This window comes from Microbacterium sp. NRRL B-14842 (assembly GCF_050470785.1).
In genome coordinates, this window is the sequence record NZ_JBFLUM010000063.1 from 1 (window position 1) to 22379 (window position 22379).

General features: G+C 72.0%; 25 protein-coding genes and 2 pseudogenes. 24 read left to right on the plus strand and 3 right to left on the minus strand.

What is annotated here, in order from left to right:
• Nucleotides 1-186: 186 nt before the first annotated feature.
• The 10 genes and pseudogenes from AB1285_RS24030 to AB1285_RS24075 form a co-directional block, all read left to right on the plus strand.
• Nucleotides 187-587, plus strand: a pseudogene (locus AB1285_RS24030) (flagellar basal-body MS-ring/collar protein FliF); the annotation flags it as partial.
• A gap of 30 nt (nucleotides 588-617) precedes the next feature.
• Nucleotides 618-767, plus strand: coding sequence for a hypothetical protein (locus AB1285_RS24035; RefSeq protein WP_429978014.1), 150 nt, complete (start codon nucleotides 618-620; stop codon nucleotides 765-767).
• A gap of 135 nt (nucleotides 768-902) precedes the next feature.
• Nucleotides 903-1112: pseudogene (locus tag AB1285_RS24040) on the plus strand (hypothetical protein); the annotation flags it as partial.
• 501 nt (nucleotides 1113-1613) lie between these two features.
• Entirely contained in the window at nucleotides 1614-2618 is a 1005-nt protein-coding gene (gene fliG, locus AB1285_RS24045) for a flagellar motor switch protein FliG (protein WP_187663408.1), read from the plus strand.
• The gene (locus AB1285_RS24050) at nucleotides 2608-3216 is read left to right on the plus strand and encodes a FliH/SctL family protein (protein ID WP_313366419.1); all 609 of its coding nucleotides are present in this window, start codon (nucleotides 2608-2610) and stop codon (nucleotides 3214-3216) included. Before fliG ends, AB1285_RS24050 begins: the two co-directional genes overlap by 11 nt.
• Nucleotides 3213-4505 carry a FliI/YscN family ATPase gene (locus AB1285_RS24055; protein ID WP_313366418.1) on the plus strand — a complete coding sequence of 431 codons (1293 nt, stop codon included), beginning with the start codon at nucleotides 3213-3215 and terminating at the stop codon, nucleotides 4503-4505. Before AB1285_RS24050 ends, AB1285_RS24055 begins: the two co-directional genes overlap by 4 nt.
• Nucleotides 4502-4924 (plus strand): hypothetical protein, encoded by a 423-nt coding sequence (locus AB1285_RS24060; RefSeq protein WP_259955187.1) that lies wholly within the window; start codon nucleotides 4502-4504, stop codon nucleotides 4922-4924. The genes AB1285_RS24055 and AB1285_RS24060 overlap by 4 nt, the downstream gene beginning before the upstream one ends.
• A complete protein-coding gene (locus AB1285_RS24065; RefSeq protein WP_313366417.1) occupies nucleotides 4921-6285 on the plus strand; it encodes a flagellar hook-length control protein FliK in 1365 nt (454 codons plus the stop codon). The genes AB1285_RS24060 and AB1285_RS24065 overlap by 4 nt, the downstream gene beginning before the upstream one ends.
• 14 nt (nucleotides 6286-6299) lie before the next feature.
• Nucleotides 6300-6758 carry a flagellar hook assembly protein FlgD gene (locus AB1285_RS24070; protein WP_136050650.1) on the plus strand — a complete coding sequence of 153 codons (459 nt, stop codon included), beginning with the start codon at nucleotides 6300-6302 and terminating at the stop codon, nucleotides 6756-6758.
• Nucleotides 6759-6783: 25 nt separating this feature from the next.
• On the plus strand, nucleotides 6784-7944 hold the full coding sequence (locus tag AB1285_RS24075) for a flagellar hook protein FlgE (protein WP_292794345.1): 1161 nt from the start codon (nucleotides 6784-6786) through the stop codon (nucleotides 7942-7944).
• A 91-nt stretch (nucleotides 7945-8035) separates the two neighbouring features.
• Here AB1285_RS24075 and AB1285_RS24080 read toward each other — a convergent pair whose 3' ends face one another.
• The gene (locus AB1285_RS24080) at nucleotides 8036-9421 is read right to left on the minus strand and encodes a M23 family metallopeptidase (protein WP_232089188.1); all 1386 of its coding nucleotides are present in this window, start codon (nucleotides 9419-9421) and stop codon (nucleotides 8036-8038) included.
• A gap of 218 nt (nucleotides 9422-9639) precedes the next feature.
• Between AB1285_RS24080 and AB1285_RS24085 the strand changes: the two genes are divergently transcribed.
• The 12 genes from AB1285_RS24085 (at nucleotide 9640) to csrA (ending at nucleotide 18871) form a co-directional block, all read left to right on the plus strand.
• Nucleotides 9640-9894, plus strand: coding sequence for a flagellar FlbD family protein (locus tag AB1285_RS24085; protein WP_187663401.1), 255 nt, complete (start codon nucleotides 9640-9642; stop codon nucleotides 9892-9894).
• Complete coding sequence (locus AB1285_RS24090; protein WP_071327503.1) at nucleotides 9894-10706, plus strand: motility protein A; 813 nt, start codon at nucleotides 9894-9896, stop codon at nucleotides 10704-10706. The genes AB1285_RS24085 and AB1285_RS24090 overlap by 1 nt, the downstream gene beginning before the upstream one ends.
• A complete protein-coding gene (locus AB1285_RS24095; protein ID WP_187663400.1) occupies nucleotides 10703-11512 on the plus strand; it encodes an OmpA/MotB family protein in 810 nt (269 codons plus the stop codon). Before AB1285_RS24090 ends, AB1285_RS24095 begins: the two co-directional genes overlap by 4 nt.
• Before the next feature lie 61 nt (nucleotides 11513-11573).
• Nucleotides 11574-12482: a flagellar motor switch protein FliM gene (locus AB1285_RS24100; protein WP_429978008.1), complete on the plus strand. Its 909-nt coding sequence runs from the start codon at nucleotides 11574-11576 to the stop codon at nucleotides 12480-12482.
• Entirely contained in the window at nucleotides 12479-13138 is a 660-nt protein-coding gene (fliN, locus tag AB1285_RS24105) for a flagellar motor switch protein FliN (RefSeq protein ID WP_187663398.1), read from the plus strand. Before AB1285_RS24100 ends, fliN begins: the two co-directional genes overlap by 4 nt.
• 50 nt (nucleotides 13139-13188) lie before the next feature.
• Nucleotides 13189-13626 (plus strand): FliO/MopB family protein, encoded by a 438-nt coding sequence (locus tag AB1285_RS24110; protein WP_232089187.1) that lies wholly within the window; start codon nucleotides 13189-13191, stop codon nucleotides 13624-13626.
• The gene (fliP, locus tag AB1285_RS24115) at nucleotides 13623-14432 is read left to right on the plus strand and encodes a flagellar type III secretion system pore protein FliP (RefSeq protein WP_187663397.1); all 810 of its coding nucleotides are present in this window, start codon (nucleotides 13623-13625) and stop codon (nucleotides 14430-14432) included. The genes AB1285_RS24110 and fliP overlap by 4 nt, the downstream gene beginning before the upstream one ends.
• Entirely contained in the window at nucleotides 14429-14701 is a 273-nt protein-coding gene (fliQ, locus tag AB1285_RS24120) for a flagellar biosynthesis protein FliQ (RefSeq protein WP_025104366.1), read from the plus strand. Before fliP ends, fliQ begins: the two co-directional genes overlap by 4 nt.
• 4 nt (nucleotides 14702-14705) lie before the next feature.
• On the plus strand, nucleotides 14706-15467 hold the full coding sequence (locus AB1285_RS24125; protein WP_370428313.1) for a flagellar biosynthetic protein FliR: 762 nt from the start codon (nucleotides 14706-14708) through the stop codon (nucleotides 15465-15467).
• Nucleotides 15464-16555: an EscU/YscU/HrcU family type III secretion system export apparatus switch protein gene (locus AB1285_RS24130; protein ID WP_187663395.1), complete on the plus strand. Its 1092-nt coding sequence runs from the start codon at nucleotides 15464-15466 to the stop codon at nucleotides 16553-16555. Before AB1285_RS24125 ends, AB1285_RS24130 begins: the two co-directional genes overlap by 4 nt.
• Nucleotides 16552-18615 (plus strand): flagellar biosynthesis protein FlhA, encoded by a 2064-nt coding sequence (locus AB1285_RS24135; protein WP_187663394.1) that lies wholly within the window; start codon nucleotides 16552-16554, stop codon nucleotides 18613-18615. Before AB1285_RS24130 ends, AB1285_RS24135 begins: the two co-directional genes overlap by 4 nt.
• A gap of 4 nt (nucleotides 18616-18619) precedes the next feature.
• Nucleotides 18620-18871 carry a carbon storage regulator CsrA gene (csrA, locus tag AB1285_RS24140; protein ID WP_025104370.1) on the plus strand — a complete coding sequence of 84 codons (252 nt, stop codon included), beginning with the start codon at nucleotides 18620-18622 and terminating at the stop codon, nucleotides 18869-18871.
• Here the strand turns inward: csrA and AB1285_RS24145 are convergent.
• Entirely contained in the window at nucleotides 18868-20556 is a 1689-nt protein-coding gene (locus AB1285_RS24145; RefSeq protein WP_292795033.1) for a 2-isopropylmalate synthase, read from the minus strand. The genes csrA and AB1285_RS24145 overlap by 4 nt on opposite strands.
• A gap of 278 nt (nucleotides 20557-20834) precedes the next feature.
• On the opposite strand from AB1285_RS24145, the gene AB1285_RS24150 reads away from it, so the two are divergent.
• Complete coding sequence (locus tag AB1285_RS24150) at nucleotides 20835-21503, plus strand: FadR/GntR family transcriptional regulator (RefSeq protein ID WP_187663392.1); 669 nt, start codon at nucleotides 20835-20837, stop codon at nucleotides 21501-21503.
• Between the two features lie 15 nt (nucleotides 21504-21518).
• On the opposite strand, the gene AB1285_RS24155 is transcribed toward AB1285_RS24150, so the two are convergent.
• Entirely contained in the window at nucleotides 21519-21932 is a 414-nt protein-coding gene (locus AB1285_RS24155; protein WP_429978010.1) for a hypothetical protein, read from the minus strand.
• Between the two features lie 105 nt (nucleotides 21933-22037).
• Here AB1285_RS24155 and AB1285_RS24160 point away from each other — a divergent pair.
• Nucleotides 22038-22379 (plus strand): hypothetical protein (locus AB1285_RS24160; RefSeq protein WP_429978012.1); only part of this gene is annotated, 342 nt, incomplete at its 3' end.

Consider the following 22379-nt stretch of genomic DNA (forward strand, 5'->3'; position numbering starts at 1 on the left):
GGCAGTGACCGGGGCGTTCCAGCGGATGCGGCGGGTGGTCGCCGGATTCTCGCTCGCGCAGCGGACCATCGCCATCATCGGTATCGCGGTGCTCGCGCTCGGCATCATCGCGCTGTCCAGCTGGCTCAGCCGCCCCACCTACACCCGCTGTTCTCGGGATTGAACGCCTCGGACGCGAACGCCGTGGTGGAGCAGCTGCGCTCCGCCTCCGTGCCCTACGAGCTCGCCGACGGCGGCGCACGGTGTCGTCCCCGAGAAGGACGTGTACGACCAGCGGCTCGCCGCCGCTTCCGCCGGGCTGCCGAGCGCCGGATCGGCCGGGTACTCGCTGCTGGACGACATGGTGTCACCACGAGCGAGTTCCAGCAGTCGGTCACCTACAAGCGCGCGATCGAGGGCGAGCTCGCCGCGACGATCTCCGCCATCGACGGCGTCTCCGCCGCGTCGGTGCAGCTCGCCATCCCGGAGGAGAGCGTCTTCGTGTCGGAGACCGTCGATGCGACCGCCTCCGTGTTCGTGGAGACCGCCGGACGCACGACGCTCGACCAGAAGCAGTCGAGGCCATCGTGCACCTCACCTCGGCGGCCGTCAGCGGCATGAAGCCGGAGAATGTCGCCGTGGTCGATCAGACCGGGCGCACGCTCTCGACCGTGGGCGGCGGGGCCACCGGCGGACTCGATCAGCAGGCGAGCGACTACGAGGCCCGCGTGGCCGCGAGCGTGCAGCAGATGCTCGACACCGTGGTCGGCCCGGGAATGCGACCGTGACCGTCGTCGCCGAGATCGACCGCTCGGTGAACGAACGCGTCGAGGAGACCTACACGCCGGCCGAGGGCGCTCCCCCCGCTCACCGAGGAGGTCCGTGAGCAGAACAGCAACGGATCGACCTCCGAGGCCGGGGTCCTGGGGTCCGGACAACATCGCCGTGCCGAACGGGAACGGCGACGGCACTTACACGAACACCGAGGACGCGCACCAACGCCGTCAACAAGGCCACGGAGGAGCACCTCCACTCCCGCCGGCACCCTGCTGCGGCAGTCCGTGTCGGTCGTCGCCGTGGACGCCGGGGCCGGGGGCGACCTCAGCTCCGCCCAGCTCAGCGACCTCGTGGCCACCGCCGCCGGCATCGACCGCACCCGCGGCGACGAGCTCGCCGTCGAACTCGTCGCCTTCAGCCAGACCGATGCCGAGGCCGCGCAGGCCGCGCTGCAGGCGGCGAAGGAGGCCGAAGAGGGTGCCCGTCAGGCCGCCCTCCTGAACACCGTCATCATCGCGGCCGCCATCGCCATCCCGCTCATCGCCGCGATCGCCGCCCTCATCGTCCGCTCCCGGCGGAAAGGCGCGCGGCGTGGAGGAGTTCGACCAGCTCTTCGGCGATCGTCCTGTCGAGCTTGTCCGCGCTCTCGGCGGACGCGCCGACGGCCGTGCTGGAGGGCGCCGACCACGCCGCTCGCCTTCCTCGAGCCGGTACCCGACCTCGACCCGGATCCCGAGCCCGAGCCCACGCAGATCAGCCTCGAGCGCCGCCGCGCCGAGATCGCCGCGCTCACACCGTCAGGATCCGCAGCGCACCGCGGAGCTGCTGCGCACCCTCATCGACGACAGGTCGCGGGTATGAGCGGACTGACGGATCGGCAGACGGCCGCGATCGTCCTGATGAACCTCGACCGCGCGCAGGCCGTCGAGGTCATGAAGCACCTCTCCGAGGCGGAGGCCGAGGCCGTCGCCGCCGAGATCATCGGGCTGCAGGATCTCGACGCGGAGACCACGGTCCAGGCGCTGGGGCAGTTCCATCGCATCGCCGCGGGGCACCTCCCTCCGGCACGCGGCGGACGCGACATCGCCGCGGGCCTGCTGGAGGCCTCGTTCGGCTCCGAGCGGGCGGCAGCCGTGCTCGGCCGGGTCGGCTCGACGTCGATGAGCGCATCGTTCGACTTCCTCGCCTCCGCCGACGCCGCCCACCTCGCCACGCTCCTCGACGGAGAGCTGCCGCAGACCGTCGCCCTGGTGCTCGCCCATCTCCCCGCCGAACAGGCCGCCGCCGTCCTCGCCGCGCTGCCCGATCCGGCGCGGACCGACGTCGCCCAGGCCATCGCCACCATGGGCACCGCCTCGCAGGAGGCCATCGTCATCGTCGCCGACGCCCTCAAGGCCCGGACCGGCAGCCTCGCCTCGCGGGACAGTCCCGAGGTGCTCGGCGGCGTCGAGCCGCTCGTGGAGATCATCGGGCGGTCGGGAGCGACGATCGAGAAGGCGCTGCTGGCCAGCATCGAGGACCGCGACAGCGCCCTCGCCGAGGACATCCGCTCGCGCATGTTCACGTTCGCGGACATCGTCAAGCTCGACGACCGGGACACCCAGCGCGTGCTGCGGGGCATGGACATCCGCTCCCTGGCTCTCGCCCTCAAGGGGGCCCAGCAGCCGATCGTCGACCTCATCCGCCGCAACGTGTCCGAGCGCAACCGCGAGAACCTCGACGAGGAGGCCCGGACGCTGGGCCCGGTGCGCGTCTCCCAGGTCGAGGAGGCGCGGGCCGAGATCGTCCGGACGATCCGTGCCCTGGAGGCCGCGGGAGACATCACCGTGCAGCGGGCGGACGAGGACGAATATGTCTACTGACGCCTTCGCCCCCGCTGCGTTCCCCCGGCTCGGCGGCTCCGACCACCGGGCGGAACAGGAGCGCGCCCGCCGCCGCGGGTACGCGGAGGGACACGCCGCGGGCTTCCGGGCGGGCGCGGCCGACGCCGACGCCGCCCGTCGCGGCGCCGAGGCCGAGCTGGCCGAACGGGAGCGCGCCCGCGCCGCGGACGTCGCCGCCGCCGTCGCCGCCCTGCACGCCGCCGCGCGGTCCCTCGCCGCCCGAGAGGCGGAGCTGGAGTCCGCTGCGACGAGCCAGGTGCACTCCCATGCGATCGACCTCGCGGAACTGATCATCGCCGCGGAGCTGAGCGACGCAGGAGCGTCGGCCGCCGCCGCGGCCCGCCGCGCCCTGAGCGCGACCGATGCGGCCGCCGTACGTCGCCTCCGTCTGCACCCGGACGACCTCCGCGTCCTCTCCGCGGAGGCCGGCGACGACATCTCCGGACTCACGCTGGTGCCCGACGAGACCCTCACCCGCGGCGACGCCGTGGCCGTGCTGGAGCACGGTGTCATCGACGCCAGGGTGGGGACCGCCCTCGACCGGGCGCGCCGCGCGGTCGCGGAGGCCGCGCCGTGAGCGCCTGGACGACGGTGCTCGAGGCGGCGCGTCCGGAACGGATCGGCGAGGTCTCGCAGGTCCGCGGCCTCAGCGTGCAGGTCCGCGGGCTCGACGGCGCCGTGGGGGACGTGGTGACGCTCGACGGCATCGACGCCGAGGTCGTCGCGACCGGGGAGGACGGGCTGCGCTGCATGCCGCTCGCCTCGGTCGCCGGGCTCACCGTCGGCGCCCCCGTGCGCGGCCGCGGCGGCCCGGTGAGGGTTCCCACCGGATCGGCGCTGCTCGGCCGGGTCCTGGACGGGCTCGGACGCCCCATCGACGGGAAGGGTCCGCTCGCGGCGCCGCACGTGAGCCTGGATCACGACACCCCCTCGATCATGGAGCGCGACCGCATCGACACCGCGCTCCCCCTCGGCGTGCGCGCCCTCGACACCCTCGTCAGCGTCGGCCGCGGACAGCGCGTCGGCCTGTTCGCGGGGTCAGGGGTCGGGAAGTCGTCGCTGCTGTCGATGATCGCCCGCGGCACCGAGGCCGAGGTCAACGTGATCGCCCTCGTCGGCGAGCGCGGTCGCGAGGTGCGGGAGTTCATCGAGGACGATCTGGGGCCGGAGGGACTCGCCCGCTCCGTCGTCATCGTCTCGACCTCGGACCAGCCCGCCATGGCCCGCATCCGTGCCGCGTTCACCGCCACTCGGATCGCGGAAGCCTTCCGTGACGAGGGCGCCCACGCGATCCTCATGATGGACTCGCTGACCCGGGTCGCGATGGCCCAGCGCGAGATCGGGCTCTCCGCGGGTGAGCCGCCGGCCACCCGCGGCTACCCGCCGTCCACGTTCTCCCTCCTCGCCGGGTTGCTGGAGCGCGCCGGCACCGACCGCGCCGGGTCCATCACCGGCATCTACACCGTGCTCGTCGACGGCGACGATCACAACGAGCCCATCGCCGACACGGTCCGCTCCATCCTCGACGGCCACGTGGTGCTGGATCGCGCCCTCGCCCTCGCCGGCCACCACCCCGCGATCGACGTCCTCGGGTCCGTGTCCCGCGTGGCCGGCAAGATCACGAGTCCGGAGCGCCGTGCACAGGCGGCCACCCTCCGCGCCGTGCTCGCTGCCCGACGCCGGGCGAACGACCTCATCGACATCGGCGCCTACCACGCCGGTGCCGACGCCCGCATCGATGCGGCGATCGCCCACGAGCGCGCCATCTCGGCCTTCCTCACCCAGCCGCTCGACGAGACGAGCGCGATCGAGGAGTCCTGGACGCGACTGGACGGCCTCGTCTCCGCCTTCGAGGGGGTGTCATGAGCAGAGGGTTCTCTCTCGCCGGTCTCCTGCGCGTGCGGGAGATCCAGGAGCGCGCCGCCGCGCAGCGCCTCTCGCGCGCGGTCATCGACGCGCAGCACACCGAGGCCAGGGACCGGGCCCTGCGCGCACACCTGGCCGGTACCGACACGGAGGCCGTCGACGTGCGCACCCTCGCTGCGCTCGCCGCGGCCCGGGTCTCCGGGCGGGCGCTGCTCGCCGACCTCACCGCGCTGGCCGACCTCCAGCAGGAGACGGTCGCGGAGGCGCGGTCCGCGCACGCGGACGCCCGGCGCACGCTCCGCGGCCTCGAACGACTCGCGGACAACCACGCGGTAGCCGTGCGGACGGCCGACCTGCACGCCGAGCAGGCGGAGCTCGACGAGATCGCCGCACGCTCGCGGACGGAGGGGACGGCATGACCGCGCTCGACCTCCTCACCGCCCTGGATGCCCGCCCCGTGCGTCCCTCCACCCCAGCCGCACGCACCGGCTCACCCGGTGCGACCGCGTTCGCCGAGGCTGTGCGCGATGCGGTGCGGGAGACGGCATCCCCCGGTCCCGGTGCGACCGACGACCCCGGCAGCGCCGCGGAGACCACGACCGAGGCCGAGCCTGCGGCCACCGTTCCGGTCGAGGGCGCCGCGACCGTCTCACCGCTGCTCCCGGCCCCGCCGACGCCCGCGGGTGCCGGCGCGCCACTCGTGCCAGCCCTCTCCGCCGAATCGGACGCACCTCCGGCGACGACGGAGACACCCACGGCGGTCTCGCCTCCGCGCCTCCCGTCCGCCGCCGGGCAGGACGCCCTCCTCGTACCCGGCGAGGGCACGGCGGGCGCCGCGGCGACGCCCGCCTCCGGGGAGACCGCGGGTACCCCCTCCTCCGCCTCGCCGTCCGACGCCGGGGACGCCGTGGCGGCCCCGCTCCTCCCGACGTCGGCGCCGCCGGTCGCACCGTCTCCGGACCCGGCGACCGTCCGACCGGGCCTGCGGCCCCCCACCCCGGGTCGAGAGACCGGAGAAGTCGCGCCCCCCGGCACCGCCGTCGGGAGCGGGACGGCCACAGGACCGGACGCCTCCCTGCCCCGAGTCTCCACGGCCGCGCCGGCTCGCACGTCGACCGTGCCCTCGACCTCTGCTGCAGAGGCGACGACCGCCGACGACGCGGTCCCGGTACCGGCGGCACCCTCGATCCCCGCATCGGTCGCCCCGCCGGCCGCGGCCCCGCCGAGCGTCGATCCCGTGGCCGCGGGGGCCGCTGCCGCCCCGAGCCCGGTCGCCGCCACCGCTCTCGCCCCCGCGGCACCGCCGAGCGCGGTCGCCGCGCCGGCCCGCCCAGCTCTCCTCCCGCAGGTGGCGGCCCCCGTGGTGTCCCTCGCCCAGGCCCCGGACGGGGACCACCGGATCACGCTGACCGTCTCGCCGGAGAACCTCGGCCCCGTGACCGTGCGCGCCCTCATCGCCGGGTCCACGATCCGCATCGAGCTGCACGCCCCCGGCGAGCTCGGGCGGGACGCGCTGCGCGCCATCCTCGGCGACCTCCGTCGTGATCTCGCGATCGCCGCTCCGCAGGCGACCCTCAGCCTCACCACGTCGGACGGCTCGCCCTCCTCGCCGCAGCACGGAGGGACGGGCGGTCAGACCGGGAACGGCGGCGCCGATGCCCAGCGGCACCAGGCGGCCGCGCGCGCCTCCGCCGTCCCGCCGACGCCGGCAGAAGTTCCACCCCCGCCCCCTCCCGCACCGCCCGTCGCTCCGCTCGGCGGCATCGACGTCTACGCCTGACCAGAGAGGACCCCATGACCACGGTCGACTCCATCACCGGCACCCTCCCGCCGGGTGCCACGCCGACGTCCGGTGTGCAGACCGGCAGCACGACCCCGGCGACCGAGCGCAAGAAGACGCTCGACTCCGAGGTGTTCCTCAAGCTGCTCGTGACCCAGCTCACCAACCAGGACCCGAGCTCCCCCATGAACACGAACGAGATGATCTCGCAGACCACGCAGCTCGCCTCCATGGAGCAGCTGACGGCGCTCGCCTCGACGAGCACCGAGAGCTTCGCGCTCAGCATGCGGCAGACCGCCGCCGCCCTCCTCGGCCAGGAGGCGCAGTACGTCGACGCCGACGGTGTCACCCAGAAGGGCATCGTCACCGCGGTCTCCTATGCGGGAGCCATCCCCACCGTGACCATCGGCGAGAAGTCGATCCCCCTCGACGCCGTCTCCGGCGTCTCCCTCGTCCCCGGCACCGCTGCCTGACCCCGCTCCCCAGAAAGGCATCACCATGCTCCGTTCCCTCTTCTCCGGAATCTCCGGACTCCGCTCGCACCAGACCATGCTCGACGTCACGGGCAACAACATCGCCAACGTCAACACGACCGGCTTCAAGGCCTCGTCCGTGCAGTTCCAGGACTCCCTCTCGCAGCTGCTGCGCAACTCGATGCTGCCGCAGCAGGCGACGGGCGGACAGAACCCGGCCCAGGTCGGGCTCGGTGTGCAGGTCGCCGGCATCAGCACCAACTTCGCCGGCGGCGCCCCGCAGCCGACCGGCGTTCCCACCGACCTGATGATCTCGGGCGACGGGTTCTTCGTCGTCCGCTCCGGTGGCGAGACGCTGTACACCCGCAACGGCGGCTTCACCTTCGACGCGAGCGGCCGTCTGGTCGGCGCCGGCGGCGCGCTCGTCCAGGGGTGGACGGCGCGCAACGGCGCGATCGTCCCCGGCCAGGGCATCGGCGACATCACCCTCCCGGTCGGCGCCCTCAGCCCGGCCGCGGCCACCACCACCGCGCGCGCCACGGGCAACCTGCCCTCCGGCGCCCCGGTCGGCGAGACGCTCGTGCGCGACATCAAGACGTACGGCGCCGACGGCTCCGCCTTGACCCTGCGACTGACCTTCACGCGCAGCGCGACCGGGTGGGATGTCACGGACGGCGCGGGCGCGAGCACCGCGCTGACCTTCACCAACGGCGTGCAGAACGGCGCCGGCAGCATCGTGTCCGGCGGCGTCACCGTCGACCTGTCCGGGGTGACCGGTTTCGCCGACGTCAGCGACATCGCCATCAAGGAGCAGAACGGCAAGCCGGCCGGCACGCTGAGCTCCTACGCCCTGACGAACGACGGCAGCCTCGTCGGCACGTTCAGCAACGGCGACACCCAGGTGCTGGCCCGCATCGCGCTCGCCGGCTTCGTCAACCCCGGGGGTCTGGAGAAGGTCGGCTCGTCGCAGTTCCGTCCGAGCGGCAACTCGGGTCAGGCCGAGCTCGGACAGCCCGGCACCGGCGGCCTGGGCGGCATCATCAGCGGTGCTCTGGAGATGTCGAACGTCGACCTCTCCCAGGAGTTCACGAACCTCATCGTCGCGCAGCGCGGTTTCCAGGCGAACGCCCGCATCATCACCACCAGCGACGAGGTCCTCCAGGAGCTCACCAACCTCAAGCGCTGACCCCTCCCGAGACCCCGCTTTCGCGCCGAGGCCCCGCCGTATCCACGTGGATACGGCGGGGCCTCGGCGACAACACGGGGTTTCGGGCGCCTCAGACGTAGATGCCGCGCTGCTCCATGAAGCGCACGGGGTTCGTGTACCCGCCGTTGATGTAGACCTCGAAGTGGAGGTGGCATCCGAACGATCGCCCGGTGTCACCGGCATAGGCGATGACCTGGCCGGAGCGCACCCACTGTCCGCTGCGCACGTTGATGCCGCCCGGCTTGATGTGGGCGTATCCCGTGCTGATGCCGCCGCCGTGCTGGATGCGGATGTAGTTGCCGTAGTTCCCGTTCGGTCCGGCATAGTCGACCGTGCCGGAGTTCGCGGCGTAGATCGCGGCGCCGCAGCCGTTGGCAAGGTCCGCACCGTAGTGGAAACTCGACGAGCAGCCCTGAGGACCGCAGATGGGGGTGCGCGGGCCGTAGCTCGAGCTGCGCGCGCCGCCGTGCGGGCGGACCCAGCCACCGTTGCCCGCGGAGCCGCCGCCACCACCGCCGCCACCGCCACCGCCACCACCGCCGCTGGTCCCCCGAGCGGCAGCTGCCGCCGCCGCGGCCGCCGCAGCCGCCTCGCGCTTGCGGCGGGCTTCCTCTTCCCGCCGCCGCGCCTCGACGCCCGCCTGGTACCCCGCGACCGTCTTGGTCGTGGTGTCCTTGAGGGCCGCCAGCTGCGCCTTGAGGGTCTCGAGGTTCGCCGCCTGCTCGTCGAGTGCGGCCTGCGCGGCGTCCGCGGCCTGCTGCGCCGCGACCATCTTCTGCTCGGCGACCTGCTGCAGGCGGTCGCGCTCGTCCCGGGCGACGTCGGCCTGCGCCGTCAGCGCCTGGGCGGTGTCGCGCGCCGAGACGGCGTTGTCGTAGGTGGTCTGGTTGTACTCGAGGAACTTGTTCATCGTGCCGAGGCGCGACAGGAGTTCGTCGGCGTTGGCGCCTGACCCTGCGAAGAACAGCTCCAGAGCGGTGTCGTCCCCGCCGCTGCGGTACAGCTGGGCGGCGACCTGACCGGCTTTCTTCGCCGTCTCCTCCGCGAGCGCCGACTGCTCGTCGGCCTGAGCCTGCAGGGTCTCCGCCTCCGTGATGGCCGCGAAGTACGCCTGCTGGGCCTCGTAGAACTCGTCCGACGCGACCTGTGCCGCCGCCTGGGTCTCGGCGACCTTGCGCTCGAGGGACTGGATCAGCCCCTGGATCCGGGTGACCTCACCGGCCTTGGCCGCCTCGTTGTTCTTCGCCCGCTGGACGTCGTCCCAGCTCGGGTAGGACGCGGCGTGCGCGGCGGTGACGCCGGACCCGACGCCGAAGGCGGCGAGCGCGACCACGCCCAGCGCCCCGATCCCGAAGGCGCTGCGGCGGCTGACCGGCTGGCGCCACAGCGCGCCCCGCTCGGCCGCCGTCGGCGCGCAGCCGCATTCCTCGGCCGCCGTCGCCGCGGCCTTCTCCACGTTCCGATCCCGCACAAGGCTCCCTTCGCCCGCTGCTCATCGTCCCCCGCCCCTGATCCCTATCGGCGACGACGCGCCCGTCGTGAGGAAGATCCCCGTCCGCTCGGGCACCGGCGCTAACGACGCGCAGCGCCCGGCCGACAGTCCCCTCCGACAGCCCAGGACGGGCCGTCGGTTCCCCGCTTCCGGGCGGGGCGAGCTTTTCCAGGATGGAGCCCATGATCGTCCTCACGCGCCTGAACCGTTCCCGGTTCGCGGTGAACCCCGACCTGATCGAACGTGTCCAGGCCACGCCGGACACGACGATCACGATGGTCGACGGCGCGACCTTCGTCGTCACGGAGACGATGGACGACGTGATCGCCCGCATCACCCGGTTCCGCGCCGGTGTCCTCGCGACCGCCGCCGCGCTGGTCGCGGCCGGCACCGAGGACCCCCTGCCCGGCGCTGACGTGACGGGAGGGGACGCCTGATGGATCCGTCTCTCATCCTCGGGCTCGTCCTCGCGTTCGGCGCCCTGATCGCCATGATCAACCTGGAGGGAGCGACGGTCGGGTCGCTCCTGCTCCCGGCTCCCATGGTGCTCGTCTTCGGCGCCACGATCGCGGTCGGGCTCGCCAGCGGCACGCTGCGCGACGCCCTGCACGCCGTGAAGTCCCTCCCCCGCGCCTTCCGCGGCGAGCGGCGCACCGCGCAGAGCACGATCGACACCGTGGTCGGCTACGCGGAGAAGGCCCGCTCCGAGGGCCTGCTCGCGCTGGAGCAGGGTCTGGACGAGGAGAAGGACCCGTTCCTGCGGCAGGCCCTGCAGAGCATCGCCGACGGCACGGACGCGGAGGACCTGCGGGTGCTCCTCGAGGACGAGCTCACGTCCACCGCCGCCCGGAACCGCACCGCCTCGCGCTTCTACATGACCCTCGGCGGGTTCGCTCCCACGGTGGGCATCATCGGCACGGTGGTCAGCCTCACCCACGTGCTGGAGAAGCTCGACAAGCCGGACACGCTCGGCCCGATGATCGCCGCGGCCTTCGTCGCCACGCTGTGGGGCCTGCTGTCGGCGAACTTCATCTGGCTGCCGATCGGCGGCCGGCTGCAGCGCCTCGGCGAGCTGGAGCTCGAACGCATGACGGTGCTGATGGAGGGCATGCTCGCCGTGCAGGCCGGCGCCGCCCCCGCCCACGTCCGCGAACGTCTGAGCGCGCTCGTCTCCGACCGCTCCCCCGGCCGCTCCCGCCGCCGCGAGCAGCCCGCGGAGACGGAGGCGCACGAGGACCTCTTCTCATGAGCGTGCGCACCCGACGCCGTGTCCAGGAGTCCGAGCACAGCGGACCGGACGAGCGCTGGATGGCGTCCTACCTCGACATGGTGACGGTGCTCATGTGCATGTTCATCGTGCTGTTCGCGATGTCGACGGTCGACCAGGAGAAGTTCGAGGCCCTCAGCGCCTCGCTCGCGACGGGTTTCGGCCAGGAGCCCTCGGACGACGTCGACGTGACCAGCGGCGTGGTCGTGCCTCCGGAGCTCATCGACGACGAGGGCCAGGACTTCGCCGACACGGGCCTGGAGGCCGCGGAGCGCGAGTTCGACGAGCTGTCCGCCCTGCGCGAGCGGCTGCGTCAGGTCCTCGCGGAGCGGGGACTGGAGACCGACGTCACCTTCACGATCGATGAGCGCGGGCTGACCATCGGACTGGTGAGCGCGGAGACCTTCTTCACCACCAACAGCACGGATCTCAGTCCGGCCGCGACGCAGGTGCTGGACGCCCTGGGTTCGGTCCTCGTCTCCGCGCCGAACGAGATCTCGGTGGAGGGGCACGCCGACGCCCGCGGCTCGGTCGCACCCTTCCCGACCAACTGGGAGCTCTCGGCGGGACGCTCCACCCAGGTGTTGCGCTATCTCGTGGAGGCAGCCGGCCTGCCCCCCGCACATCTCAAATCCGTGGGCTTCGGCGACACCCGTCCGGTGGCCGCCGGGAGCACCCCCGAGCAGCTCGCCGAGAACCGCCGCGTGGACATCGTCATCCTCTCCGACGCCAGCGAGGAGGTGCGAGCGCTGATCCCTGCCGCGGGTGCTGCGCAGACCTCCCCCTGACCTGCCCCTAACGCACGCCGATCACCGCCCGATAGTCGGGTTCGTGGTGATGGATGACGGCGTGCGCTCGCGAGTGCGCGCGGAAACGGCGACCGCCGACGTCGAGGTCTACGACTTCGGCCGGGCGGCGACGCTGTCGCGCGAGCACGCCCGCACCCTGGAGCTCGCCTTCGAGACGTTCGCCCGGCAATGGTCGGCCCAGCTCTCGGGCAAGATCCACGTGCGCGCGACCATCGCCGTCGAGCACGTGGGCATGCTCACGTACGGCGAATACGCGCAGTCGCTGCCCACGACCACGACCATGATCGTGTGCGCGCTGCCGGATTCCGACGAGCGCCTGATCGTGCAGGTGCCGATCCCGACCGCGACCTCCTGGATCGTGCAGATGGTCGGCGGCCGGGTCACCGCCACCGCCGAGGACCGCACGTTCACCCCGATCGAGCAGGCGCTGATCCGGTCGTTGATCGGCGACGCGATCGATCACCTCACCGGCAGCCTCGACGGGCTGCTGCCCACCGGGGTCGCCGTCGCCGGCATCCAGTACAGCTCCCAGTTCGCGCAGGTCGCCGCCGCCGGGGAGCCGGTGATCGTGGCGCGTCTGTCGATGCGCCACGGCGGCCGGACCGTCCCCGCCAGCATCATGCTCCCCGCCTCGGTGCTCGCCGGCTTCGCGGTGCGCGCCTCCGACGCCGACCGCTCCGAGACCCCCGGTCTCGTGCGCCGCCAGGTGGAATCGACTCCGGTCGAGATCGCGCTCCGGCTGGCACCGCGGACCGTGCTGCCCCGTGAGGTGCTCGACCTCGCCGTCGGGGATCTGCTGCCCCTGCCGCATGCCGCCGACCGTCCGATGCTCCTCACCGTCGGCGATCAGACCGTCGCGACGGCGGCCGTCGGCAGTGCCGGTGCCCGCCTCGCCTGCGTCGTGACCGCCACCGTCCCCGAAACCGCCCCCGCTCAGGAGTCCGCGTGATCAGCACCACCGCCTACGAGTCCGCCGTCGCCGCCGCGTTCGCGGCGCGACTGCCCACCGCCGCACCGGTCACCGCCCGCGCCTCCCAGGCGTCCGGGGATACCGGGGAGGCCGTCGTGGCGCAGTTCGTCGGAGAGGCGAGCGCGCAGCTCGCCGTGCAGCTCCTCGACGCCGACGTGCTGGTCGACGGCCTCGGGGACCGTCCGCTCACGGACCGGCTCCTGGATGCGCTCGAGGCCGCCGCGACCGCCCTCGGCCCTGGGCTGCTGGGCGAGGCGGCGGTCGGCGACGCCTCGGCCGTCTTCGCCGACCCGCAGACCCAGCTCTTCGACCTCGTGGACCACACCGAGCGGACCATCGGCCGACTCGCGGTGCGGATCACGCATCGCCCGGCGCGTCCGACGGGAGCCGACGGCCGCCTGCACCGCATCGCGGGCGTCGAGATGGAGCTCACGGTGGAGATCGGCCGCACCCGCATGGCGGTCCGCGACGTGCTCGACCTCGAGCCGGGTCGCATCGTGGAGCTCGACCGCTCCGCGGGAGCCCCGGCGGACGTCAAGCTCAACGGACGCACGATCGCACACGGCGAGGTCGTCGTCGTGGATCAGGACTACGCGGTGCGGATCACCCGCATCCTCGAGAACGTCGAGGCCTGACCCTGGACGACCTCCTGCTCGCGCTGCGGGTCGGGCTGTCGCTCGCCGCAGTGCTCGGGCTGCTCTGGTTCCTGCAGCGCCGGGTGTCGAAGACCCAGGCGCGGCGCCGTGACGCGGAGGCGATCACGGTGCTCGGACGCCAGGGCATCGGCCCGAAGGCGCAGCTCGTGGTCGTGCAGACCGACGACGCGCGCTACGTGCTCGGGGTCACCGAGCACGGCGTGAGCGTGGTCGACCGTCTCCCCGTCCGACCCGAGCTCCGGGACACCTCGGAGACGACATCCGCGTCCGAGCGCGATCCGGTGAGCGACGACGCCGAGTTCGACCGCATCCTCGCCGCGGCCGCCCTCACCGGTAACCCGGCAGCGGGCACCGCCGCACCGGAGCTCCGTCGCCGCGTACGGCACCGCAACGACCCGCTCCGCGGTTCCATCCTCTCCCCCGATACCTGGCGGCAGACCGCCGAGGCCCTCCGGCGCGCCCGATGAGCGCGAGCCGTGCCGTCGATCGCGCTCGCGCCTCGCGGCTCCTCGTCGTCGTCGCGGGCGCGATCCTCCTGGCCCTGGTCCTCGTCGTCGTCACCGGCGGCGCCGCGCACGCCGAGATCACCCCGGACGACGGGGAGGGCGTGACGATCGACATCAACGGGATCGACGGCGGGCCGTCCGGATCGATCCTCACCCTCCTGGGGATCACGCTGCTGTCGGTGGCCCCCGCGCTGCTGCTGATGATGACGTCGTTCACGAAGATCTTCGTGGTGCTCGCCATGACCAGGAACGCGCTGTCCCTCCCCACCATCCCGCCGAACCAGGTGCTGGCCGGGCTGTCGCTCTTCCTGTCGCTGTTCATCATGTGGCCGGTCCTGACCGAGATCAACACGCTGGCCGTCCAGCCGTACATCGACGGCGCGCTCACGTTCACGCAGGCCGTCGACGTCGGGCAGGGCCCGCTGCGGGAGTGGATGCTGCACTACACCCGCGAGGAGGACCTCGCGCTGATGACCCGTATGGCCGCGCAGGACAACCCGGAGGACCCCGCGAGCGTGCCGATGTACACGCTCATCCCCGCGTTCATGATCTCGGAGCTCCGGGCCGCGTTCATCATCGGCTTCGTGATCTTCGTGCCGTTCCTCGTGATCGACCTCGTGGTGGCCGCGGCGCTGATGTCGATGGGCATGATGATGCTCCCGCCGGTCATGATCTCACTCCCGTTCAAGATCCTGCTGTTCATCCTCGTCGACGGCTGGGGGCTCATCATCAAAGCCCTCCTGGAGAGCTACGGAGGTGTGGGATGAGCCCCGAGGCCGTCCTCGACATCGGCGCCCAAGGGCTGCTGATCGCGGCCAAGCTCGCCGCACCGATGCTGATCACGGCGCTCGTGGTGGGCTTCGCGATCTCGCTGCTGCAGTCCATCACCCAGGTGCAGGAGGTGACGCTGTCGTTCGTGCCGAAGATCGTCGCCGTCGGCATCGCCCTGCTCATCGCCGGGAACTGGATGATCGCCGAGATCATCGCCTTCACGAACGAGATGTTCGCCCGCATCCCGTCTCTGCTGAGCGGATGAGCCCGTGTTCATCCCGATCGACTTCGCGTGGCTGGAGGCCACGCTGCTCGCCGCCGTGCGGATCACGGCGTTCATCATGATCGCCCCGCCGTTCTCGTACCGGGCGATCCCGGTGCGGGTGAAGGCGATGCTCTCGATCGGACTGTCCCTCGCGGTGGGTGCCGCGGTCGCCCCGGGCTACGAGAGCCTCGACACGGGGCCGTTCCTCGGCGCACTCGTGATCCAGCTCCTCACCGGTGCTCTGCTGGGCTTCCTCGTGCTGCTCTGCTTCTCCGCGGTGCAGGCCGCGGGCAGCCTGATCGACGTGTTCGGCGGGTTCCAGCTCGCCCAGGCCTTCGACCCGGCGGCGATGGTCAACGGCGCGCAGTTCACCCGGCTGTTCCACCTGACGGCGCTCACGCTGCTCTTCGCCTCCGGCGGCTATCAGCTCATCCTCGCCGGGCTCGCCCGCAGCTTCGACGCCGTTCCGGTCGACGGCATCTTCCGGGTGGCGGGACCGACCGAGCTGCTCGTCGACGGGGTGTCCCAGATGGTGCTGGCGGCCGTGCAGATCGCCGGCCCTCTGGTGCTGGTGCTCTTCCTCGCCGATGTCGGGCTCGGGCTCATCACGCGTGTGGCGCCGGCACTCAACGCCTTCGCGATGGGCTTCCCGGTCAAGATCCTGCTGACGCTCCTGCTCGCCGGTGCCGTGTACGTCGCGTTCCCCGGCATCGTCGACGCCCTCGCCACCCAGGCCTTCCGCGTGATGCAGGGGGTGACGCCGTGAGCGGGTCGGACAGCGGCGAGCGCAGCGAGAAGGCCACCGAGAAGCACCTCCGCGAGGCCAGGCAGAAGGGCCGGATCGCCCGGAGCCAGGACCTGACGGCGTGGCTCGGCATCGGCGCCGCCGCCGTCATGATGCCCGCCGCCATCGCCGCGGGGACAGGCGCCGGCACCGAGCAGCTCATCTCCCTCACCTCGCTCATGCAGGCGCCCTCACCCGACGCCGCCCTCGCGGCCCTCGGGCGGGCCCTCGCCTCGGTGCTGCCGACCCTGGGGGCGCTGCTCGCCGCGGTCGCGATCGTGACGCTGTTCGGTGCGGTGGTGCAGGGCGGCGTGCATCTGCGGAAGCTGTCCGGGCGTTACGAGCAGTTCAACCTCGTCTCCGGGGTCCGGCGGGTGTTCGGCCTGCAGGCCCTCTGGGAGGGGGCGAAGGCCCTGCTGAAGACGGCCGCCATCGCCCTCGCCCTGTGGGTCGTCATCGCCGGCCTCATGCCCGTGCTCACCGCGAGCGGCGCCCACTCCATCTCCCGGCTGCTCGGCACCGCGGCGGACGGGACCGCCGCGCTGCTGCAGACTGCGATCGCGGTGGGCCTGGTGCTCGCGGCCATCGACCTGTTCGTGGTGATGCGTCGCAACCGCAAGCACACCCGCATGACCAAACGCGAGGTGCGCGACGAGAACAAGAACTCCGAGGGCGATCCGCTCATCCGCCAGCAGCGCCGGTCGCGCCAGCTCGCGGTGAGCCGCAACCGCATGATCGCCGCGGTCGCCGGCTCCGACGTCGTGGTCGTCAACCCCACGCACATCGCCATCGCCTTGGAGTACGACCCCGGCACGTCCGCGCCCAAGGTCGTGGCGAAGGGCAGCGGGGTCATCGCCGAGCGCATCCGCGAGAAGGCGCTCGAGTCCGGCGTCCCCCTCGTCCGTGACGTCACCCTCGCCCGAGCCCTGCACGCGGCGTGCGAGCTGGGTCAGGAGATCCCCGAAGACCTCTACAACGCCGTGGCACGCGTGCTCGTGTTCGTCGACGCGCTCCGGCGCCGAGGCGCCGCCCGCGGCATCCACTCTCTCCCGTATCGGAGGACCGTATGAAGAAGCTGCTCATCACGCTCGGGGTGCCGATCGGCGTCGTCGGCATCATCATGCTGCTCGTCGTCCCGGTGCCGCCGTTCCTGCTCGACGTGCTGATCATCCTCAACATCATGTTCGCGCTGGTCATCCTGCTGACCTCGATGTTCGTGAAGAAGCCGCTCGACTTCTCGGTGTTCCCCTCGCTGCTGCTCGTGGCGACGCTGTTCCGGCTGGGGCTGAACGTCGCCTCCACCCGCCTCGTCCTCGGCGAGGCATATGCGGGACAGGTGATCGAGGCGTTCGGGGCGATCGCGGTGGGCGGCTCGCTCATCATCGGCGCCGTGGTCTTCCTCATCCTCGTCGTCATCCAGTTCGTCGTGGTGACCAAGGGTGCAGAGCGCGTGGCCGAGGTGGGCGCCCGGTTCACGCTCGACGCGATGCCGGGCAAGCAGATGGCCATCGACGCCGATCTCAACGCCGGCCTCATCAGCGACACCGAGGCCCGCGAACGCCGGGCGGAGGTGGCGGCCGAGTCCGACTTCTACGGGGCGATGGACGGCGCCTCGAAGTTCGTCAAGGGCGACGCGATCGCCGGACTCGTCATCATCATCATCAACCTCGTCGGCGGCATCGCGATCGGCCTCGTGCAGCACGGCATGTCGATCGACCAGGCGGTGAGCACCTACAGCCTGCTCACGATCGGCGACGGCCTCGTCACGCAGATCCCCGCCCTGCTCATGGCGGTCTCGACCGGCATGATCGTCACCCGCTCGACCGCCGAGGCCGAGATGGGATCGGCCGCGTCCACGCAGCTCGGCCAGTCGCGCAACGCCCTCATCATCGCGGGATGCGCGGCCATCGTCATGTCGCTCATCCCGCACATGCCGATGCTCCCCTTCCTGGTGATCGGCGCCCTGCTGCTCCTCATCGCGCAGCGCATCACCGCGACCCGCAAGCGCGAGGAGGCGGAGGCCGCACAGGCCCCGGCTCCCGCGCCGGTGGACCAGCCCGAGGAGCTCATCGAGCGCATGCGGGTGCATCCTCTGGAGATCCTGCTCGCCCCCGACATCGTCGACCTGGTCACCGGCGGACCCGACGACCTCCTCGCCCGGGTGAAGGCGCTGCGGCGCCGCATCGCACTCGACCTCGGTCTGGTCACCCCGCCCGTGCGCACGAGGGACAGCATCGAACTCCCCCAGGCGACGTACGTCATCCGCATCGCCGGTGTCGAGACCGGACGCGGCACCGCGCCCACCGGGTCGGTCCTGGCCCTCGGGCAGGGGCTGGACAGCCTGCCGGGGACCGCCGCTCTGGACCCGGTGTTCGGTCTCGAGGGCAAGTGGATCCCGATGGAGATGCGTCACAGCGCGGAGTTCGCCGGGGCGACGGTGATCGACAGGGCGAGTGTCATCATCACCCATCTGTCGAGCGTGATCCAGACGCACGCCGCCCGGCTGCTCACCCGGGAGGACGTCCGCCAGCTCACCGACGCCCTGAAGCAGGTCTCCCCGTCGGCGGTCGAGGAGCTCACGCCCGCCCTGCTCTCGCTCGCGGAGGTGCAGCGGGTGCTGCAGGGCCTGCTCGCCGAGCGCGTGCCCATCAACGACCTCAGCCGCATCTACGAGGCGCTCGCGCTCCGTGCCAAGGTCTCCACCGACCCGGAAGGGCTGATCGAGGCGGCCCGTGCCGCGCTGGGCCCTGCCATCGCCTCCCGCTTCGCCGAGGACGGCACGCTCCGGGTTGTGATGATCGCCCCGCTGCTGGAGCAGGCGATGCTGGAGAGCCTCCGTCCCGGCGACGAGGGCTCTCAGATCGTCTTCGATCCACCGCGGATGGAAGCGGTGATCGCGTCGGTGAAGCAGGCCGTGGCCGCGCAGACGGACGGCGGAGAGCCGGTGCTCGTGTGCGCACCATCGCTGCGCCCCGCCGTGCGGCGGCTGGTGTCGGCGCAGACCGACGGCCTCCCCGTGCTCTCCTACAGCGAGGCGACCGCGGCCGCCCTCACGATCGAGACGATCGGGGTGGTCCGGGACTCGTCCACCGCGTCGCTCGGGGCCGCCCCCGCCGCACCAGTAGGCTGAACGAATGCTGGTGTTGACGAGGCGGATCGGTGAGAGCGTACGCATCGACGGCGAGATCGAGGTCACGCTGCTCGACATCAAGGGCGACAGCGTGCGCATCGGCGTCAAGGCCCCGCGGGAGACCCGCATCCAGCGCACCGAGATCATCGAGGCCGTCGTCGCCGAGAACGTCTCCGCCGCCGCCGACACCGACGCGAGCGCCGCGGACGCCATCACCGCGGCACTCGCGCGCGGGCGCGAGAAGCAGACCCCCTAGGCCCGCTCGCCCCGCGGGGCGGTGGCGGAGCGCTCCGCCGCGTTCCGCACGGCGTGCAGGGTCGCGGTCAGCACGGAGCGGTCGCGCCCGGCCGCCCAGCCCGAGCGCACGCCGTCGCGATACTCGATCAGGGTGAGCGCTTCGCTCCCAGCCCCCGATCCGATGCTCGTCTGGTGCAGACTCAGGACTTCGACGGGCAGGCCGATCCCTGCGAGCGCCGTGCCCAGCGCCTCCACCGGACCGACGCCGTCATGGCGGGTCCGTGTCTCGACGCCGTCGGCGTGGAGCGTGATCGTCGTGCACCCTCCCGCGACCTCGGCCTCCGCTCGCAGCGTCGTCGGGCTCGTGCTCGCGAGGTAGGCGGCATCGAAGATGGCCCATACCTCCGCGGCCGAGACCTCGCGTCCCGTCTGCTCGGTGCGCTGCTGGACGTGACGAGCGAGGTCGATCTGCAGGCGCCGCGGCAGCTCGATCCCGTAGGCGTCCTCCAGCAGGTAGGCGATGCCGCCCTTCCCGGACTGCGAGTTGACGCGGATCACGGCGTCGTAGCTGCGGCCGATGTCCGCCGGGTCGATGGGAAGATACGGCACGCGCCATTCGATGTCCCGTTCCGCGCGGCCTTCCCTCGCAGCACGGGCGCGATGTTCCGCGAACCCCTTCCGGATGGCGTCCTGATGGGTGCCGGAGAAGGCGGTGTGCACGAGGTCGCCCGCATACGGATGCCGCGCATGGATGTCGATCCCGTTGCAGTGCGCGACCGTCCGGCGGATCTCGTCGATATCGGAGAAGTCGATCATCGGGTCGACGCCCTGCGCGTGCAGGTTGAGGGCGAGGGTCACGAGGTCGACGTTGCCGGTGCGCTCCCCGTTACCGAAGAGGCACCCCTCGATCCGCTGCGCGCCGGCGAGGACGGCGAGTTCCGCACAGGCGACGCCGGTGCCGCGGTCGTTATGGGGATGCACGGACAGGATGACCCCCTCACGACGCCCGAGATTGCGGTGCATGTACTCGATCTGGTCCGCGTAGACGTTCGGGGTCGCGACCTCGACGGTCGCCGGCAGGTTCAGGATCACGGGACGCTCGGGGCTCGCGTCCCACAGAGTCGTCATCGCGTCGCACACCTCGAGGACGAAGTCCGGCTCGGTGAGGGTGAACACCTCCGGGGAGAACTCGAAGCGGACGTTGTCGAGGTCTCCCGCGAACCGCAGCACGTCCTCCCCTCCGGCGAGGATCAGCGCGGTGAGCCCCTCACGGTCCTGTCCGAGGACGACGTCCCGCCACGTGGGCGCGGTAGCGGTGTACATGTGGATGACGACGGGATTGCGGATGCCGCGCACGGACTCCACGGTCCGTTCGATGAGTTCGCGTCGCGCCGGCGTGAACACCACGATCGTCACGTCGGCGGGAGCGAGGTCGGTCTCGGCGAGGAGCCGGACGAAGTCGTAGTCCGTCCGGGAGGCCGAGGGGTAGCCGACTTCGATCTCCTTGTAGCCCATGGCGACCATGAGCTCGAAGAACCGTCGCTTGCGGGACGGGTCCATCGGCTCGGCCAGCGCCTGGTTCCCGTCGCGGAGATCCACCGGGACCCAGAGCGGTGCCTGCGTCAGTCGCGCGCTCGGCCAGGTCGGGGTCTCCAGCGGAACGGCGACTCGGGAGTACACGTCTCGATAGCGGTTCGAGGGCATCTGCGAGGGCCGCTGCCGATTCCAGTGCGGAGCGTCGTCGGGCAGGACACCGGAGGGAGTCGAGAGGGTCGGGAAAGCGCGGGACGGGGTCATGGTCTGGTTCCTGTTCGGATCGCGGGGAGGGCGACCGACGCGTGCTGCGGCTCCACGACGAGGAGCCGGTCTGATCAGGCCCCGCCGTGGCGGCGAAGGAGGAGGAATCGGAGCGTGCGCATACGGGCACTCTACCACAACTCCTCAGACAAGCAGAGAAGTGCGTCGGATGCGAGAATGGGCCCATGACGACCGTGCGCCGCGAATCCCTCGCCGAACAGGCCGCCGAGCTCCTTCTCGCACGCATCGGAGCCGGCGAGTGGCAGGTCGGCGGCAAGCTGCCGGGCGAGACGACGCTCGCTCCGCAGCTCGGGGTCGGAAGGTCGACGGCCAGGGAGGCGATCCGGATCCTCGCGGGGCGAGGCGTGCTCGCCACACGCCAGGGCGCCGGGGTCTTCGTCACGGCCACGGAACCCGCCGCGAGTTGGGATGCCGTCCTCGATCGCGCCGACATCATCGCCGTCCTCGAGGCCCGCACCGCGATCGAGGTCGAAGCCGCGGCTCTCGCCGCCGAGCGCCGGACCTCCGCAGACCTGGACGAGCTGACGCGCACGCTCGCGGAACGTGACCGTCGTCGCACGGACGTCCGCGCGCACGTCGAGGCGGACATGGCCTTCCACCGCGCCGTCGTCGTCGCGTCCGGCAATCCCGTGCTGCGGGAGCTGTTCGACGGCTTCGCCCCCCGCTCGCTGCAGGCGATGATCGACATGCTGCGCATCCGCGGCCATCACGGCGACGATGCCGACCAGGAGGCGCACGCGCGAATCGGCGACGCTATCGTCGCGCGCGACCCGAGAGCAGCCGCCGCCCTGACGCGCGAGCACCTCGACACGACGAAGAGGCTGTTCGGCTGACGCCGGAGGGCCTGGTCACACGGCGGCCAGGTCTGTCTCCTGCGCCCGCTTCCACTGATCCCCACCGGCATCGCGCGCCCGGCACGCCGCCGATGCCGCCGCCGCGACGAGAGCGTCGTAGTCGTACCCGGCGACGGATGCCGTCGCCCAGCCGATGCTCGCGGAGGAACGGATGCCGGTCGCCGGCGCGTCCAGGTCCATGATCGACACGGATCCCAGGATCGCCCGCAGATGGAAGCGCACCGCCTCGTCGCTGCCGTGGATGAGGACGATCGCGCGGTCGTCGGCGACCCGTTCCGCATCGGCGGTCGCCGGAAGCGCGTCGCAGATGTCCGTGTGGAACGGTCCGCGATGCGTCGGAACCCGGCGCTGCTCGACGCCTCGCGGAGGTCGGCGGGATCGTCCAGGCGGACGTCGAGGACCGACCACGCGGGGTCCTTCTGCGCTGCCGCCTTGCGCAGACGATCCCTGGCACGGTTCGCGGCGCCGTCGGTCCCCGGCGGCGCGCTCTCCACCCGGACGAGGAGCACGAGCGTGAACGCCGCGCAGGTGCTCATGACGATCGTCCCCAGGGCGTTCACTCCGCGGAGCGCGCTGAGCTGCTCCTCGGTGCTCACGCCGCCGGAGACGAGGGCGGATCCCGCGCTGACGACGGCGACCACCACGAAGCCGCACGCGGCGAGCGCGAGCGGCAGGACGATGTCCCGCGTCGCCGCCTGCCCGCGCGTCAGCTCCCAGGCGAGCAGCCCGGCGAAGACCGCCATCGCCAGGAAGACGACGTGGAACACCGGCAGATACCAGCGCGTGCCCGCCGTCAGGATCAGGGCTGCGGGCACCCCGACGAGCGCGACGATGACCGGAAGCCAGGGTGCCGTG

Bases quoted from the DNA above. Each gene is read 5' to 3' on its own strand.
- fliG (WP_187663408.1), top strand. From the start codon at position 1,614: ATGAGCGGACTGACGGATCGGCAGACGGCCGCGATCGTCCTGATGAAC.
- AB1285_RS24050 (WP_313366419.1), top strand. From the start codon at position 2,608: ATGTCTACTGACGCCTTCGCCCCCGCTGCGTTCCCCCGGCTCGGCGGC.
- AB1285_RS24060 (WP_259955187.1), top strand. From the start codon at position 4,502: ATGAGCAGAGGGTTCTCTCTCGCCGGTCTCCTGCGCGTGCGGGAGATC.
- AB1285_RS24065 (WP_313366417.1), top strand. From the start codon at position 4,921: ATGACCGCGCTCGACCTCCTCACCGCCCTGGATGCCCGCCCCGTGCGT.
- AB1285_RS24070 (WP_136050650.1), top strand. From the start codon at position 6,300: ATGACCACGGTCGACTCCATCACCGGCACCCTCCCGCCGGGTGCCACG.
- AB1285_RS24075 (WP_292794345.1), top strand. From the start codon at position 6,784: ATGCTCCGTTCCCTCTTCTCCGGAATCTCCGGACTCCGCTCGCACCAG.
- AB1285_RS24085 (WP_187663401.1), top strand. From the start codon at position 9,640: ATGATCGTCCTCACGCGCCTGAACCGTTCCCGGTTCGCGGTGAACCCC.
- AB1285_RS24090 (WP_071327503.1), top strand. From the start codon at position 9,894: ATGGATCCGTCTCTCATCCTCGGGCTCGTCCTCGCGTTCGGCGCCCTG.
- AB1285_RS24095 (WP_187663400.1), top strand. From the start codon at position 10,703: ATGAGCGTGCGCACCCGACGCCGTGTCCAGGAGTCCGAGCACAGCGGA.
- fliP (WP_187663397.1), top strand. From the start codon at position 13,623: ATGAGCGCGAGCCGTGCCGTCGATCGCGCTCGCGCCTCGCGGCTCCTC.
- fliQ (WP_025104366.1), top strand. From the start codon at position 14,429: ATGAGCCCCGAGGCCGTCCTCGACATCGGCGCCCAAGGGCTGCTGATC.
- AB1285_RS24135 (WP_187663394.1), top strand. From the start codon at position 16,552: ATGAAGAAGCTGCTCATCACGCTCGGGGTGCCGATCGGCGTCGTCGGC.
- csrA (WP_025104370.1), top strand. From the start codon at position 18,620: ATGCTGGTGTTGACGAGGCGGATCGGTGAGAGCGTACGCATCGACGGC.
- AB1285_RS24145 (WP_292795033.1), bottom strand. From the start codon at position 20,556: ATGCCCTCGAACCGCTATCGAGACGTGTACTCCCGAGTCGCCGTTCCG.
- AB1285_RS24150 (WP_187663392.1), top strand. From the start codon at position 20,835: ATGACGACCGTGCGCCGCGAATCCCTCGCCGAACAGGCCGCCGAGCTC.